The sequence below is a fragment of the Allobosea sp. CCNWLY174 genome (assembly GCF_037120455.1).
Lineage (GTDB): Bacteria > Pseudomonadota > Alphaproteobacteria > Rhizobiales > Beijerinckiaceae > Allobosea > Allobosea lupini.
Window position 1 is genome coordinate 114,523 of record NZ_JBBBBQ010000008.1, and the last position, 14,362, is coordinate 128,884.

Below are 14,362 nucleotides of genomic sequence, written 5' to 3' on the forward strand. Positions count from 1 at the left end.
ACACCGTCTGCGCCGTTGCGCAGAGCTTGACGGCTGCGCGCCGACCCTTCTATCAGAAATGCAACATTGTTACATTTGAGGCTTCCGCTGTGCCGGCCATTCGCCATGTCACCCGTTTGCTGCAAGGTGCCGCCGCGGCGCTCATCGGCACTCTGTTCGCAGGGTCGGCCTTCGCTGCGCCGACGCAATATCCGCTGACCCTCGAGAATTGTCGGGAGAGTGTGACCTTCGCCGCGCCGCCCAAGCGCGTCGTGGCGATCGGCCAGACGCAGACCGAGATCCTCTACGCACTCGGCCTCGGCGACCGCGTCGTCGGCACCGCCGTCTGGTTCTCGCCGGTTGCCAAGCCCTATGAGGCGGTCAACGCCAAGGTGAAGCGTCTCGCCGACAACGATCCGAGCTTCGAGGCGGTGCTGGCCCAGGAGCCCGATCTCGTCACCGCGATGTTCGAATGGCATGTCGGACCCAACGGCATCGTCGGCAAGCGCGCCCAGTTCGCCGGGGTCAAGGTGCCGACTTACGTCTCGCCGGCCGATTGCGTCGGCAAGGACAATTCCGGCGCCGGCGACGGCGTACGCACCCAGATGTTCACGATGGAGCTGGTCTATCGCAACATCCGCGAGTTCGGGCAGATCTTCGATGTCTCCGACCGGGCTGAAGCCCTCGTCGCCGAACTGAAGGCACGCGAGGACAAGGCGGTCGCGGCCGTCGCCAGCCTCAAGGCCAGGGACGTGCCGGTCGTGGTCTGGTTCTCCAGCCGCGACATCAAGGGCGACGGCTTCATGGCCGGCAAGAACGGCGTGCCGGCCTATATCCTTTCGAAGCTCGGCGCCCGCAACATCATCACCACCAATGAGGAATGGCCGCTGGTCGGCTGGGAGAGCATCGCTGGCGCCAACCCCGCGGTGATCGTCGCGGTGAAGATGGATCGCCGCCGCTTCCCGGCCGACGACATCGAGAAGAAGCTCGATTTTCTGAAGACCGATCCCGTCGCCAGCAAGCTCGATGCGGTGAGGAACCAGCACATCGTGATCCTGGATGTCGGCGCGACCCGGGCCGGGCTCGATACGGTCGACGGCATCGAGGCGCTCGCCAAGGCGATCTCCGGCTTCGGCCTCTCCCCTTGAGCCACGCTGCCCATGGCCCGAACTGGCCCGCGCGGATCGTCATCGCGGTTGCCTCGCTCGCTGCGCTGACCATCTCGGTGGCGCTGGCGGTGACGATCGGCGAGATGCGCATCCCGTTCGACACGGCGCTGCGGGCGCTCGGCAACGGGCTGTTCAGCCTCGACTTTCCCGTCAGCGCGATCCAGCAGGGCGTGATCTTCGACTACCGCCTGAGCCGGGCGCTGATGGCAGGCCTCTGTGGCGGGGCGCTGGCACTCTCCGGAGCGATCCTGCAGGCGCTGCTGCGCAATCCGCTGGCCGAGCCTTACGTGCTCGGCATTTCCGCCGGCGCCTCGACCGGCGCCGTCGCGGTGCTGATCCTCGGCGTCGGCATCGGCGGCACGGCGCTGAGCGTCTCGGCCGGCGCCTTCATCGGCTCCTGCGCTGCACTCACCGTGGTCGCGCTGCTGGCGACAGGGGCGGGCGGGGCGAGCGATCGCGTCATTCTTGCCGGCGTCGCGACCTCGCAGCTCTTCAACGCAGCGACCGCGACGATCGTCACGACCATGGCCAGCGCCGAGCAGGCGCGCGGTGTGATGTTCTGGCTGCTAGGGAATTTCGGCGGCGTGCGCTGGCCTGACCTCTGGATCGCCGCGCCGGTCGCCTTTATCGGCTTCGCCATCTGCATGCTGCACGCGAAGGTTCTCGATGCCTTCGCCTTCGGTGTCGATGCCGCCGCCTCGCTCGGCGTCGCCGTGACGAGGGTGAAGGTCGTGCTCCTCGCCACGACGGCAGTGATGACCGCGGTGATGGTCTCGATCGTCGGCACGGTCGGCTTCGTCGGTTTGATCATTCCCCATGCCGCCCGCTTCCTCGTCGGCTCCGGCCATGCCCGTCTGCTGCCGGCCTGCCTCGTCGTAGGCGCGATCTTCATGATCCTCGCGGACATCCTCTCGCGCGTGCTGATCCCGCAGCAGATCCTGCCGATCGGGGTGGTGACAGCGCTGTTCGGCGCGCCGGTCTTCGCGCTGATCCTCTACCGTGCGAGGCGGCCGGCATGACGCTCGCGGCCCGTGAGGTACGCTGGGGCGTCGCCGGCAAGATGATCGTCGACGGCGTGACGCTGCAGGCGGCGCCCGGCCGCGTGCTCGGGCTGATCGGCCCGAACGGCTCGGGCAAGTCGAGCCTGCTCAGGCTGCTCTGCCGGCTGCGCAATGTCGCGAGCGGCGTCGTCACGCTCGACGAGCGCGATATCGCCGCCGTGCCCCGGCGCGAGCTCGCCCGCCGCCTCGCCTTTGTCGAGCAGCAGGCGACGACCGAGATCCAGCTCTCCGTCTGCGACGTTGTCCGGCTCGGCCGCACGCCGCATCGCGCCGCACTGGCCTCCTGGAACGACGCCGACGAGGCGGCGGTGAACGAGGCGCTGGCGCGGGTCGGGCTGACCGAGCGGCACGACCAGTTCTGGCACACCCTGTCGGGCGGCGAGCGCCAGCGGGTCCATATCGCCCGCGCGCTGGCGCAGGAACCGAGCGAGCTCATCCTCGACGAGCCGACCAACCATCTCGACATCCAGCACCAGCTTTCGATCCTGAGCCTGGTCCGCCGCCTCGGCATCACCTGCATCATGGCGCTGCACGACCTCAACCTCGCGGCGATGTTCTGCGACGAGATCGCATTGCTGCATGAGGGGCGGCTGCAGGCGGCGGGGGCGCCGGACAAGGTTCTGACCGCCGAGGCGATCCAGCGCATCTTCGGCGTCGCCGTTTCGATCAGCGAGGGAGCGTCGGGGCGCCGGCACATCGAATATCTGATCGAACCGGAACGGAGGCAGTCATGAAAGCGGCCGAGGCGCAAGCAGAGGTTTCCGACTACTGGACCCGGCGCGCGCCGGCCTTCGACGGCGTCGCCTCGCATGTCGCGCAGGCTGCGCTATGGCGTGACGTGCTCGCGGCCGCCTTCGAAGCGCACGGCGTAAAGGATGTCGTCGATCTCGGCACCGGGACCGGCGCCTGTGCGCTGATCGCCGCATCGCTCGGACACCGCGTGCGGGCCTGCGACGGCTCGGAGGGCATGCTTGCCGTGGCCCGGCAGGCTGCCGCGGCAGCTGGGCTCGACGTCGCTTTCGAACCTGCCCTGATCGAGGAGGCCTCGTTCGAGCCGGGCTCGGCCGACATCGTGACGCTGCGCAATGTGCTCTGGACGCTGCCAGATCCGATGGCGGCCCTGCGCAAGGCTCACCTCCTCCTGCGCCGGGGCGGGGTGGTCTTCGTCTCGGACGGGCTCTGGTCGATCGCGCCGCAATATCGCTCGACCTATCCCGAAACGCTCGCCGCGAGCCTGCCGCGCCATGACGGGCTGACCGAGGATGAAGCGCGCACGATGCTGAGCGAAGCCGGTTTCGGCGCGGCCCGAAGCTGGCAGCATCTGTTCCCGGCCTCGCCCTATCCCGGCGACGTGCCGATGTTCGTGCTGACGGCGAGGAAGGGCTGACGCTCGCCGTCGGCAGCCTTGAGCACCAGGCTATCGTCCGGCCTTGGCGGCCATAGGCATGCGGTCCCGCGCCATCTCCCACCTTCGGCCTACTCGCCTCATCCCGAGTTTTGAATGATTATACATGTAAACTATTGTAATTGCTTGTATTTTTGATCTCGGCTAGGCTGGTCGCGTATTCGCCGCAGCTTATCGTTCCGAGCCATTTTCATGAACAGCCAGCCACTCTTTTCAGCCCTGACCGGTCCCGGATGCCTCGATCGGGTCCGTAGCCTGCCTCATCCGGCGGCGATGCGACCGGCGAGGACGATGGCCAGCGCGGCGGTCTTCAAGGGCGAGACGGAGATCGGCATCGAGCATCGCGGCGAGCTCTATCGTCTCAGGATCACGCGGCAGGGAAAGCTGATCCTGACCAAATGACGGCTGTCCTCGGGGCACCGCCGCAGATCGCATTGTCGCAGATCACCTGGCCGCCTCGCGCGGCCGCAAAGGCTCGAGCGGCCCTGTCGCGAACGGGCCGGCAACCGCAAGGAATCCAGACCATGACCCATGCCGCTGAAACGGGCGTGCCGGACGGGCGCTTGCCGAAGCGCCAGCGTCACAAGGTGGCTCTGCGCCGCCTCGACGTCCTGCGCGTGGCCGATCTCAGCCCGTCGATGCGCCGGGTGACGCTCGGCGGCCCTGAGCTCGATGGCTTTGTCAGCCTCGGTTTCGACGATCATGTGAAGATGTTCTTCGCAGCGCCCGGCGAAACGCAACCGGTCCTGCCAATCGTCGGTCCGGACGGGCTCGCCTTCCCCGAGAGCGGCCCGCGGCCGCTGGCGCGCGACTTCACGCCGCGGCGCCATGATCCGCAGGCGGGCGAGCTCGATATCGACTTCGCCCTGCTGCATGACGGGCCGGCCAGCAATTGGGCGGTGCAGGTCAAGCCCGGTGATGCCGCCTGGATCGCCGGCCCGCGCGGTTCCTTCGTCGTACCCTTCGATTTCGACTGGCATTTGCTGGTCACCGACGAGACCGGGCTGCCTGCTCTGGCGCGGCGCCTGGAGGAGCTGCCGCCGGGCAGCCGAGCGCTCGCTTTGGTCGAGGTCGGTAGAGCGGAGGACGAACTGCCCCTGCATCGGTCCGACGGCATCGAGGTGATCTGGGTTCATCGTGCCGCCGGGGCGCAACCGGGTGCGGCGCTGCTCGCTGCCTTGCCAGCCCTGGCTTTCCCCGATGGCGACTACTTCGCCTGGCTCGCCTGTGAATCCAGCGCCGCCAAGCAGTTGCGCAGCGTCCTCGTCGACGAGCGGGGCGCCAATCGCAAATGGGTCCGCGCCCATGGCTACTGGCGCCGCGGCGCCGTCGCCGTGCACGACGATTTCGACGAGTGAGGCCGCCGGCCCGCCATCCACCGACATCTGCCGAAGCCCACAGGAGACCAGCAATGGCTGCCGACTTCGACCATGTGCTGACGCGCGAGGAGCAGCGGCGGCTCGACGCTGCCTTCCAGACGCTCTCGGGGCGAGCGACGCGAAGCGAGGCTGCAGCACCGGGCCCGACCGAATACGAGGAACATGTCTGGCTGGCGCAGCAGCAGGTGCCCGAGGCCGTGCTCAAGCATGTCGTGGCGTGCCGGCTGACTGGCGAGCCCGATCTGGCGCGCCTCGTCGGCGCAATCCGCGATGTCGTGCGCGCCTGGCCTGGCCTGAACGCCCGTTTCCGCTTCGGCGAGGATGGCGAACTGCACAAGCGCTTCGCCGGAGAAGAAGGCCGCACCGTCAGCCTGATCCGGGCCGATACGCTGGAGCAGGCGACCGCAGCGATCCTCGATCGGCAGGCGGCAAGCTGGGACAGCGATCGCGAGCCGCCTTTCGAGGCGCTTGTGATCAGCTGCCAGCAGGATACCGTTCTTGCGCTGGTCCTGCACCGCGTCCTCGACGCGGCTCACCCCGCCGCCGAACTTCTGCGGGCGCTTGCCAAGGCCCATGCGGGCGAGCCGATCCTGCCCGCCTCCATGATGGAGCGGGATCCCGGCATGCCGCTGCTCGCGGCCGGCGAAGCCTCGTCGATGCTGCCTGGCTGGATGCGCCGGACCGGGATCGCAGCCTCGGAGATCGTCGATTTCGCTACGATCCGTGTTGCGAGGCCCGAAGGGGCTCTGGCCGGCCGATACGGCGCCATGATCGGGCCGGAAGCCCTGAACGGCCTCGCACCGGATGCGTCGGATCAGGCGGCTCTCGACCATCTCGCCGCGCTCTTCGCCCGCTACCTCTCCGCTCTGTCCGGCAAACGCGAGATCGACCTGCTGATCCCGGCCGGGTGGCGCGCGCAGGTCGGCGACCCCCCATCATCCGTCACCGGCGGAGACGCTGTCGTCCTGACGGTGGACGGACAGGCGCCGGCGGAGATCATAGTTCGTGCGATTCAGGACCGGCTCGGCCGGACGGCGAACGCTGCTGTATCGCCGACGCGTCGCACGGCTACGGCCGAGCGGCCGATACTGTTCGTCAGCTGGCTCGGCGATCCCGCAGGCTGCTTAAGGATTCCGGGCGTATCGATCGAACGGTTGCCGCTGCCGACCCTGGAGACGCGCCCCGATCTCGCCTTCGCCGTCGGGCGCGGCGGGCAGGGCCGCGTCGCGGTCGAACTCGTCACGGGGCAGGGGCTGTCGCCGCAGATCGGCCCTGTTCTCCTGGAGCGCTTCCTGGCCTGGCTGACGGAAGGGGAGGCTGCCTTGCCTCGTGTCTCGTCTGCCCCCGTCGAACTGACCGGGGCCGCGTCTCCGGCATCGGCCGCCGAGCCTGCGACCGAAGCGGTGACCGCCCTCATCCTGGCCGAGTTCCGCGCCGCCCTCAACGCGCCGGAGCTGGGGCCGGACGACGACTTCTTCGACCATGGCGGCCATTCGCTGATCGCGACGCGCATCATCGGGCGCCTGCTCAGTCAGCACGGCATCGAGCTGCACTTCAACGACCTGTTCAGCTATCCGAGTGCCGCCGCGCTAGCGCTCAAAGCCCGCCGCACCAGCCAGACGAGCCTGGAGCCAGTGCGTGCGGCAGTGATCGAGGAGGCGCCGAGCGCGCCATTGTCACTGGCGCAGGCCTCGCTCTGGAAGGCCTATGCCGCCTTCGGCTTCAACGAGATCTTCAACCTGCCCTTCGCGCTCGATTTCCTCGAACCTGTCGACGAAGCGCTCTACGGGCGCGCCTTCACTGACGTCCTCGAGCGCCATCCCGGCCTGCGCAGCCTGTTCCGGCAGGAAGGTGAGGACATGGCCCAGCAGGTCGTGCCGACGGCCGAGCTGTCGCAGTACAAGTGGTTCTGGACGAGCGCCGAGAGCGCAGGCGTCACTCGCCGCGACGAGGCACTGCACCATTTCGACCTGGCGAAGGAACTGCCCTTCCGCCTGCGCTTCCTGATCGACCCGGCGACGGGCCGGCAGGTGCTGTCCTTCCTGTTCCATCATGTCGTGCTCGACGAATGGTCGGTCAACCTGATGATGGACGAGATCGCCTATTGCTACCGCGTGCGCGCGGCCGGCGGCATGCCGGTCTGGTCGGACGTGCCGGCGCCCTTCCACGAATTCGCCCGCCTCCAGGCCGCCGCCGGTGTCGACCAGGCGCATCTCGGCTACTGGACGCACATGTTGCGCGGGGCGCCGCTGCCGCAGCCGATCCTCCGGCGTCAGGACCGAGCCGAGCCCGCCGGTGAGGAGGCGTCCGCCGCCGGCGGCTGGGTCGAGTTCAAGCTCGACCGGGAGGCGACGGAGGGGCTCTATGCCCTCGCCAGGCAGAGCAGCGCCTCGCTGTTCAACGTGGTCTATGCCGGCATCGCCGCTTCGCTGCGCCAGCTTGGCTCGCTCGCGGAGCTGGTGGTCGGCACCTCGGCTTCGGGCCGCAGCGACGCCGTCTTCTTCGATACGGTCGGCTATTTCACCACCGTCGTCGCCCACCGCATCCGGTTCGCCGAGACGATGAGCCTCGGCGGGCTGGTCGGCCTGGTCAGGAACGTGATCAACGAATCGATGCCGGCGAGCGAGATCCCGATCGACCTGGTAGAGGAAGCACTCGGCATGACACCCGGCCGCGACCATCTCTTCGAGGTCTTCATCCAGATCCACGCCAAGAACAAGCTGAACGGCGAGCTGGCGCTGCCGGACGGGCGCGGCATCGCCTTCCGGCAGGTCGATCCCGAGCGGCACGAGTCCATGCTCGGCCTGCATTTCGAGGTGATGGAGGAAGCCGATCTTTCCGGCGAGCGCTCGATCCGCGTGCTGATGAGCTATCGCTCCGAGCATTACGGGCCGCAGGAGGTCGAGAAGATCAGTGCGACGACCAGCGCCGTCTTAACGCTGATGGGCCGGGCCGGCGGGGCGCAGGTGAAGCTGGCCGAGCTGGGCGCGCATTTGCCGGAGGGGTGAACGTCCGCCAGCGCCGCCATTGTCGTCATGGTCGGGCTTGTCCCGACCATCCACGTCTTCCTTCGCGCAGGGCCGTGTTCAAGACGTGGATGCTCGCCACGAGGGCGAGCATGACGACGTCATTATGGTCACACCAACCCGAGCGCATCCTCTCGCAGCTCTGCCAGAAGCTCTTCAACCGGACGAGCCAGCGCCTCCGGAGCGAGAGCTCGCGCCAGGAAGGCCGGCAATTCATCGCGATGCCGCTCAAACGGCTCCCTCGCGAACATCGCCGGGTCGGCCGACATCGCGAATGACAGTTCGCTGCCGTCGTCCTCGCCGCGGAACGTCAGGTCGATGCCTTCGCCCTGCCCGCTGCCCATGATCTCCCGCGTCACCTTGCAGCCATGGAAGCTCGGGGCGCTGAACGGCAGGACATTGATCAGCGGCGAGAAGAAATAGCGGCTGCCCGCGGGCATGCCCTTGTCCATCGCGATCTGCTCGATCCGATAACGGCCGTGACGGCGCTGCATCCTCAGCGTCGGCGCGTTCTCACGCAGGACGTCTTCCAAGCTCTCCTGCAACCCGAAGGACAGATGGAACGGCAGGATGTTGACGACCATGGCGGGCGTGTGGGCAGCGAGACTGCCCCAGCGGCTCATGAAGGGCAGCCAGAAGGCTAGTACGTCCCGTCCGTCGATCTGCTGTCGCGGCAGGTGGAGCGCAAGATAGAGCCCGGAGAGCAGCACCAACAGGTCGGGCCAGCCGATGCCGGTCTCCTGCGAGATCCGGCGTAAGCCGGCGCTTACATCCGCCGGCAGTACGCCATAGACTTCGTGCGGCGCTTCGCCAGCCTGCTTGTCGCCACGATGCAGGATCGGCAGCGGCGCGTGCGCGGCGAACTCGTCCCGCCAATAGGCGCGGTCGCTCTCATGGCGGCGGCTGGCGCGATAGGCCTCCTCTTCCGCGATGAAGCTGGCGAAGGGGTGGAAGGCCGGACCGGGGTCGCTTCCTGTGAGGCGCTGCGAATAGAGCTGGCCGCAGCGCTGCTCGATCAGCGTGAAGCCGTAGCCGTCGAGGACGATATGGTGGGCGCGGATGTACCAGAGATAGCGTTGTTTGCCGAGGTGCAGCAGCCAGGTTGCCGCGAGGCCGGCGCCGCGCAGGTCGAGCGGCGCCGCGACGTCCGCTTCCATCCGTGCTCTTGCCTCCTGCAGAGGATCGGCGATGCCCGTCAGATCGATCTGCTGCAGAATAGGCCGCAGTTGCGGATCACAGCTCTGGAGCGGCGTCTCGCGGCTCTCTTCGACATGGAAACGCACGCAGAGCACATCGGATTCGGCGATGGTCTGGGTGATGGCCGCGACCAATGCGGGTTCGTCGGTCACGCCGTCGATGTCGAGGCAATGCGCGACGGTTGCGATCGGCTCGTCGGGGTGGAAGGTGAATTCCTCCCAGAAATCGAGCTGCGGCAGAGTGAGCGGCATCAGGGCGCGGCGCGAATCGGCCTGCGACATGGGAATCTCCTGTTCGGACTAGCATCGGGCCGAAAAGTGGAATCCATTTTTCGGAAGAATCCGATGCGATAACAATGTGATAGATCATCGTTACTGCATCCGCTTGGATGCGCGATGATCTATGCTGGTGGCAGCTCGTTGCCTCACCGCTCCTGGTCGTGGAGCAGCAGCGCGACCTGCCCTGCATTGCGGCAGCGCAGTAGCTGATGCGGCGTCAGATCGACGTTGAGCTCGTCGCGGATTCGGCTAGCCACTGTTTTGAGGTGGGAGGGCCGTAGGCCAAGGCGGATGAAATCCGTGGTCTCGTCGATCTCCGAAGAGGCCGGCTGGCTGAGCACGACTAGGTAGAGGTCGAGAATCCTGCGGCTGCGCGAGTTGGCTAGTGGTGCAGCCGCGATCGGTTCGCGGCGCTCGGCGGCGGCAGCCAGCAGCTCGCGGGCCTTGCGCCGATCGGGCTTGCCGTTGGCCGAGAGCGGCAGGGCCTCGACTTCGACGAAGCGGGTCGGGACATGTGAATCTGGCAGAGCCCGCCGGGCTAGGGCGCGCAAGTCGGTGGAGCTCGGCTTGCCCGCCTGCACCGGCACGTAGACGACGCCGATCTCGGCCTCGCCGCGCTGCTCGGCGCCGCAATCGACCACCATCAACTGTCGGATATCGGGATGGGCGCCGAGCTCCGCCTCGATATCGGGCAAGGAGACGCGCACGCCGCGGACCTTGACATAGCCGTCGACCCGGCTGGCGAAGAGGATGTTGCCATCATGGCGATAGCGGCCGCGATCGCCGGTGCGGAAGGCGCGCACCGGCTTGCCGGCTTCGTCGGCGACAGTGACGAAATCGCTCTGCCCGAGGACACCATCCTGGAGATAACCCAGCGCGACATTGACGCCGGCGGTGTGGATGCGCCCGACGACCCCGGGCGGACAATGCTCGCCACGCTCGTTCAGGATGAAATAGCGATTGCCCGGCAGTGGCTTGCCATAGGGGACCTGCCCGGTGTCCTCGGGGCCGATCTCGTGCCAGATGCTCCAGATCGTCGTCTCGGTCGGCCCGCCGAGCGAGACCAGCCGCAGCGCCGGATCGAGCTGGCGCAGTTCGGCGATCACGGCCGGCTTGATGTAGTCGCCGCCCTGGGCGATCAGGCGGAGCGAGCGCAACTCGTCGCCGCGCCGGCAGGAGAGCAGCATCTCGAGGATCGCCGGCACCGAGCACCAGAGCGTGACCTTGTGCTCGGCGACGAGCCGGTTCCAGGCGATCGCATCCTTCTCCTCGCCCGACGCCGGCTGCACCAGGGTCGCGCCCGCCGTCAGGCAGCCCAACACGTCGAAGACCGACATGTCGTGATGCAGCGGCGTCACCGAAATGAAGACGTCGCTTGCCGTCGCCTGCCAGCTCTCCAGCGTCCGACCGATCACGTTCGAGGTCGCCCGGTTCGAGAGCACGACGCATTTCGGCCGGCCGGTGGTGCCGGAGGTGTAGAGGTAATAGGCGGGGGCGTCGCTGGCCGAGAGCGCGGCGAGCGCCGGCAGCAACGCCAGTGGATCGGCCGGCGCCTTGCCTGCCAGCAGCGCCTCGGGCGTCGCCGCTTCATGCCCGGAAATCGAAGCTGCCGACACAACCAGTGCCGGGCGGCAATCGGCGAGGAGATAGTTCAGCCGTTCCGGGGGCGAGGCTGCATCGATCGGCACCCATATCGCCCCTAGGAGCGCGCAGGCGAGCGTGATCGCTGTGTGCTCAGGGCCACGCGGCAGGCAGATCGCGACGACATCGCCCTTGCCGACGCCGCGCTGCGGCAGCGCTGCCAGCACTTTGCCGACATTAGCGCCGAGCTCGCGATAGGAGATCCGGCGCGCGCCGGAGATCAGGGCGATCTTGTCCTTCTCTCCGGCGAAGAGATTGTCGGCGATGCGTTGCAGGAGGCGGCTGCAGGCGAACTCGTCCTCCGAGCCGTTGAGTCGGTAATGGCCGAGGTCGAGCATCTCGCCCCGAACGATCTCAAAGGCGCCCCGTTCGCAGATCGTGGCGACTTGCCGGTCGAGCGCGGCGAGGATGTCGCGCACGCTCCGCGCGTCGATCGCCTCGCGGGCGTAGTCGATCTCAACGACGAGATTGCCCTCCTCGTCGTCCCGGAAGCGGATGTCGACGGCGACCTGCGGCGTCTGGGTCAGGCCGTCATGGCGGCGGATGCCAGCCTCCGTCGCCAGCTTCGGCCAGCCGAGGCCATTGGTGACGACGACAGGCAGGGCCGGCCCGCCCGGATGGGCATTCATCAGGAGCCGGCTGATTTGGACGCCGGATTGCGAGAGGTGCTCCAGCCCCTCCAGGACATCGCCCTGCAAGGATTGCGCGCGCTCGTGGAAGCTGCCCTGCCGGGCATCCCAGTTGACGGCGATGAAGCTCGACCGATTTGCGAGCTCCGCCGAGGCGGCGGGGGCGACGGGAATCCCGACGCAGAGCGCGCCGTCGTTCAGCCAATGCGACAGGGTCTCGAGGATGACTGCCGTCACCGCCGTGTTCTTGAACAGCCGCTCCCTGGCGGCGAGACGGCAGAGCGTGGTGAAACGCTCGCGGGGAATCGCCAGGCTCGCGCGCTCGTAGCGCGAGGCGGGAAGCGCCTCCAGCGGCTTCGTCCAGGGCAGTTGCGGCAGGCCTTCCACCGGCTGGAGCTTCCGGGCCCAGTAGGCGGCATCCTCGCGCCGCTTCGCCTCGTCGGCCGGCGGCGGCAGGGCCGCAGCCTCGAGGCTCGGTGCCTCGCCGCCCAGCAGTTCGACCAGCAGCGAGGCGATGGCGCGTCCGTCGAGGATGAGCGCATCGAAGCGGGCGAACAGCACGCAGGTTGTCTGATCGGAATCATCCGCTTCCGGTTCCGGCAAGCGGAACGCCGTCACATTCCAGGGCGAGCGCGCGAGATCGAACAGGCGATGGGCATAGTCCTCACGCTGCCCGTCGATCCAGGCCAGCGCCTCTGCCTGCGGCAGGCCGCGCAGGTCGACCTCGTCATAGTTGACGGCCGGATTGGTCGAGACCCATGAAACCCGGCGCTGCGCGTCGATATGCGTCCGCAGGGCAGGGTGCCGCGCGACCATGGCAAGGAGGCGTCGTGGCAGCGCCTCGATGTCGATCGCCCCGCGATACTCGCGGAATTCCTGCATCGCGATGCCGCCCAAGGGCAGATGCCGCTCGCGGCCGAGCAGATAGGCCTGCTGCAGGTCGGTCAGCTTTGTCTCGTCGCGGCCGAAGGCTCCGCCCTGAGCGGCATCGGAAAAATCATCCCGCATCGATCGTCTCCAGGAAGATGCGCGCGATCTCGTCGGAGGCGCCGCCGGAGCGGGCGCGGACGAGACGGGCGAGGCTGCGAGGCGTCACCACCTCGTCGAAATCCGAACGCGATGGCGCGCCGATGGAGCAATAGCGGACGAGGAAGCGGGTGATTTCGGTCTGGGCGGCCGCGTTGATTACGCTGCCCTCATGCACGACTTGACCCGGTGACAGGCGCCCGAGCAGGCGGACCAGCATGTCTTCGGTCGGGTCGGCGAGCTGGCGACGTGGCGGTGCGTTCGGCGCGGCGTCGAGCGCTTCCGGCCGCGCCGCGACCTCGCGCAGCAGTGCGACATAGGCTTCGAAGGTCTCGCGGACCCAGGCCTCCGGCAGAGCGTCGAGACGGATGTCCCAGTTGATCAGGATGCCCCCGTCACTGGCCGCGACCTGGGCATCGACAGCCACTTGCGGCCCCTGCGAGATCACCCAGTTCATCGGGCCGAAGACGCGCCTGACGGCTTCGCTGAAGAGCTCGCCGCCGGAGAGCCCGAGGCCGGCTGTGAAGACGACCGGCGCGGTCTGCACCGAGGCGGATAGTCGCGACAGGTCGCGCATCACGCTGACGCCCGGATAGGCGTCATGCGCAATGAGTTCGATCATCTGGCGGCCAATGGCGCGGCACAGCTCGGCCAATGTCGCTGCGGCCGCGAGATCGACGCCGAGGATCAGCACGTTCGAGAATTCGCCGACGATCCGCTCGACTTCGGGAACGAGCGGCGCGCGCCAGAAGCTCGGCACGTTCAGGCGGAAGCGGGCCTGCCCCGTCGCCCGGCCCAGCGCAGCTGCGAAGAGACCGAGCGCCAGCACGGACGGCGTCACCCGCAGATCACGAGCACGTCTTTCCAGCGCGTGGCGCTCGTCGGGCGAAAGCCGGGCAGCCAGGCGCTCGCTGGCCGGTTCTGCCGAAGCATGAGCGGCTGCGGGCAGATCGGGTGCCGGGGGAACGTCAGCGAGACGGGCGCGCCACCAGACCCGGTCGCGCTCGCGCCGTTTCGCGCCTTCTGATCCGGCACCTGCCTGGTCCAGCCAGTCGAAGAAGCCGTGAGAGGCGGGGGCTTGCGGCCAGCCGGGATGCTCGTAGAGCCGGGCGAGGTCCTCGATGACGATGCGAAAGCTGTTCGGATCGACCGCGATCATGTCGGTGTCGACATGCAGCCGGCAGGCGCCGTCAGGCAGCAGGCTGAGGCCGAACGCCGCCGCCTCGCCACGGCCGAGATCGAGCCGGCGATGGCTCCAGCTCCGGCGCTTGGCGAGCAGGCGCGCTTCCACCGCCTCCGCCGGAAGCTGCCGCATGTCCTCGATATCGAGCGGGAGTGGACCGGCTGTCGGATCGAGATGCTGGCAGCCTTCAGCATCGACTCGCAACCGCAGCATCGGATGCAGCCGGCATAGCCCGCTGACGGCATCGCGAAGCCGCTCGGGTTCGAGGTCAGCACCGTCGAATTCGCCATAAAGATGTGCCGCCACCCCGCCGAGAGCGTCGGAAGACTGGCGGCCAACCCAATAGGCCGCCTGCATGGGCGTCAATTGTCTTGTGTTCATAGCATTTG

General features: G+C 67.8%; 10 protein-coding genes. 7 read left to right on the top strand and 3 right to left on the bottom strand.

Annotated features, from left to right (window positions below; translation table 11 throughout):
- Positions 1–98 precede the first annotated feature (98 nt).
- From V7S63_RS21365 to V7S63_RS21395, 7 genes are all read left to right on the top strand, one after another.
- Positions 99–1,127: an ABC transporter substrate-binding protein gene (locus V7S63_RS21365; RefSeq protein ID WP_442896498.1), complete on the top strand. Its 1,029-nt coding sequence runs from the start codon at positions 99–101 to the stop codon at positions 1,125–1,127.
- Positions 1,124–2,167, top strand: coding sequence for a FecCD family ABC transporter permease (locus V7S63_RS21370; protein ID WP_336531689.1), 1,044 nt, complete (start codon positions 1,124–1,126; stop codon positions 2,165–2,167). The genes V7S63_RS21365 and V7S63_RS21370 overlap by 4 nt, the downstream gene beginning before the upstream one ends.
- Positions 2,164–2,943, top strand: a complete 780-nt coding sequence (locus V7S63_RS21375) for an ABC transporter ATP-binding protein (protein ID WP_336531690.1) — start codon at positions 2,164–2,166, stop codon at positions 2,941–2,943. Before V7S63_RS21370 ends, V7S63_RS21375 begins: the two co-directional genes overlap by 4 nt.
- Positions 2,940–3,596 (top strand): class I SAM-dependent methyltransferase, encoded by a 657-nt coding sequence (locus V7S63_RS21380; protein WP_336531691.1) that lies wholly within the window; start codon positions 2,940–2,942, stop codon positions 3,594–3,596. The genes V7S63_RS21375 and V7S63_RS21380 overlap by 4 nt, the downstream gene beginning before the upstream one ends.
- 291 nt (positions 3,597–3,887) lie before the next feature.
- On the top strand, positions 3,888–4,016 hold the full coding sequence (gene hemP, locus V7S63_RS21385) for a hemin uptake protein HemP (RefSeq protein WP_336531802.1): 129 nt from the start codon (positions 3,888–3,890) through the stop codon (positions 4,014–4,016).
- 122 nt (positions 4,017–4,138) lie between these two features.
- Positions 4,139–4,972, top strand: coding sequence for a siderophore-interacting protein (locus V7S63_RS21390; protein WP_336531692.1), 834 nt, complete (start codon positions 4,139–4,141; stop codon positions 4,970–4,972).
- A gap of 53 nt (positions 4,973–5,025) precedes the next feature.
- A complete protein-coding gene (locus V7S63_RS21395; RefSeq protein ID WP_336531693.1) occupies positions 5,026–8,001 on the top strand; it encodes a condensation domain-containing protein in 2,976 nt (991 codons plus the stop codon).
- A 128-nt stretch (positions 8,002–8,129) separates the two neighbouring features.
- On the opposite strand, the gene V7S63_RS21400 is transcribed toward V7S63_RS21395, so the two are convergent.
- The 3 genes from V7S63_RS21400 to V7S63_RS21410 form a co-directional block, all read right to left on the bottom strand.
- Complete coding sequence (locus V7S63_RS21400; RefSeq protein ID WP_336531694.1) at positions 8,130–9,497, bottom strand: condensation domain-containing protein; 1,368 nt, start codon at positions 9,495–9,497, stop codon at positions 8,130–8,132.
- A gap of 143 nt (positions 9,498–9,640) precedes the next feature.
- Positions 9,641–12,772, bottom strand: coding sequence for an amino acid adenylation domain-containing protein (locus tag V7S63_RS21405; protein WP_336531695.1), 3,132 nt, complete (start codon positions 12,770–12,772; stop codon positions 9,641–9,643).
- Positions 12,762–14,330 carry a condensation domain-containing protein gene (locus tag V7S63_RS21410; RefSeq protein ID WP_336531696.1) on the bottom strand — a complete coding sequence of 523 codons (1,569 nt, stop codon included), beginning with the start codon at positions 14,328–14,330 and terminating at the stop codon, positions 12,762–12,764. Before V7S63_RS21410 ends, V7S63_RS21405 begins: the two co-directional genes overlap by 11 nt.
- Positions 14,331–14,362: the final 32 nt, after the last annotated feature.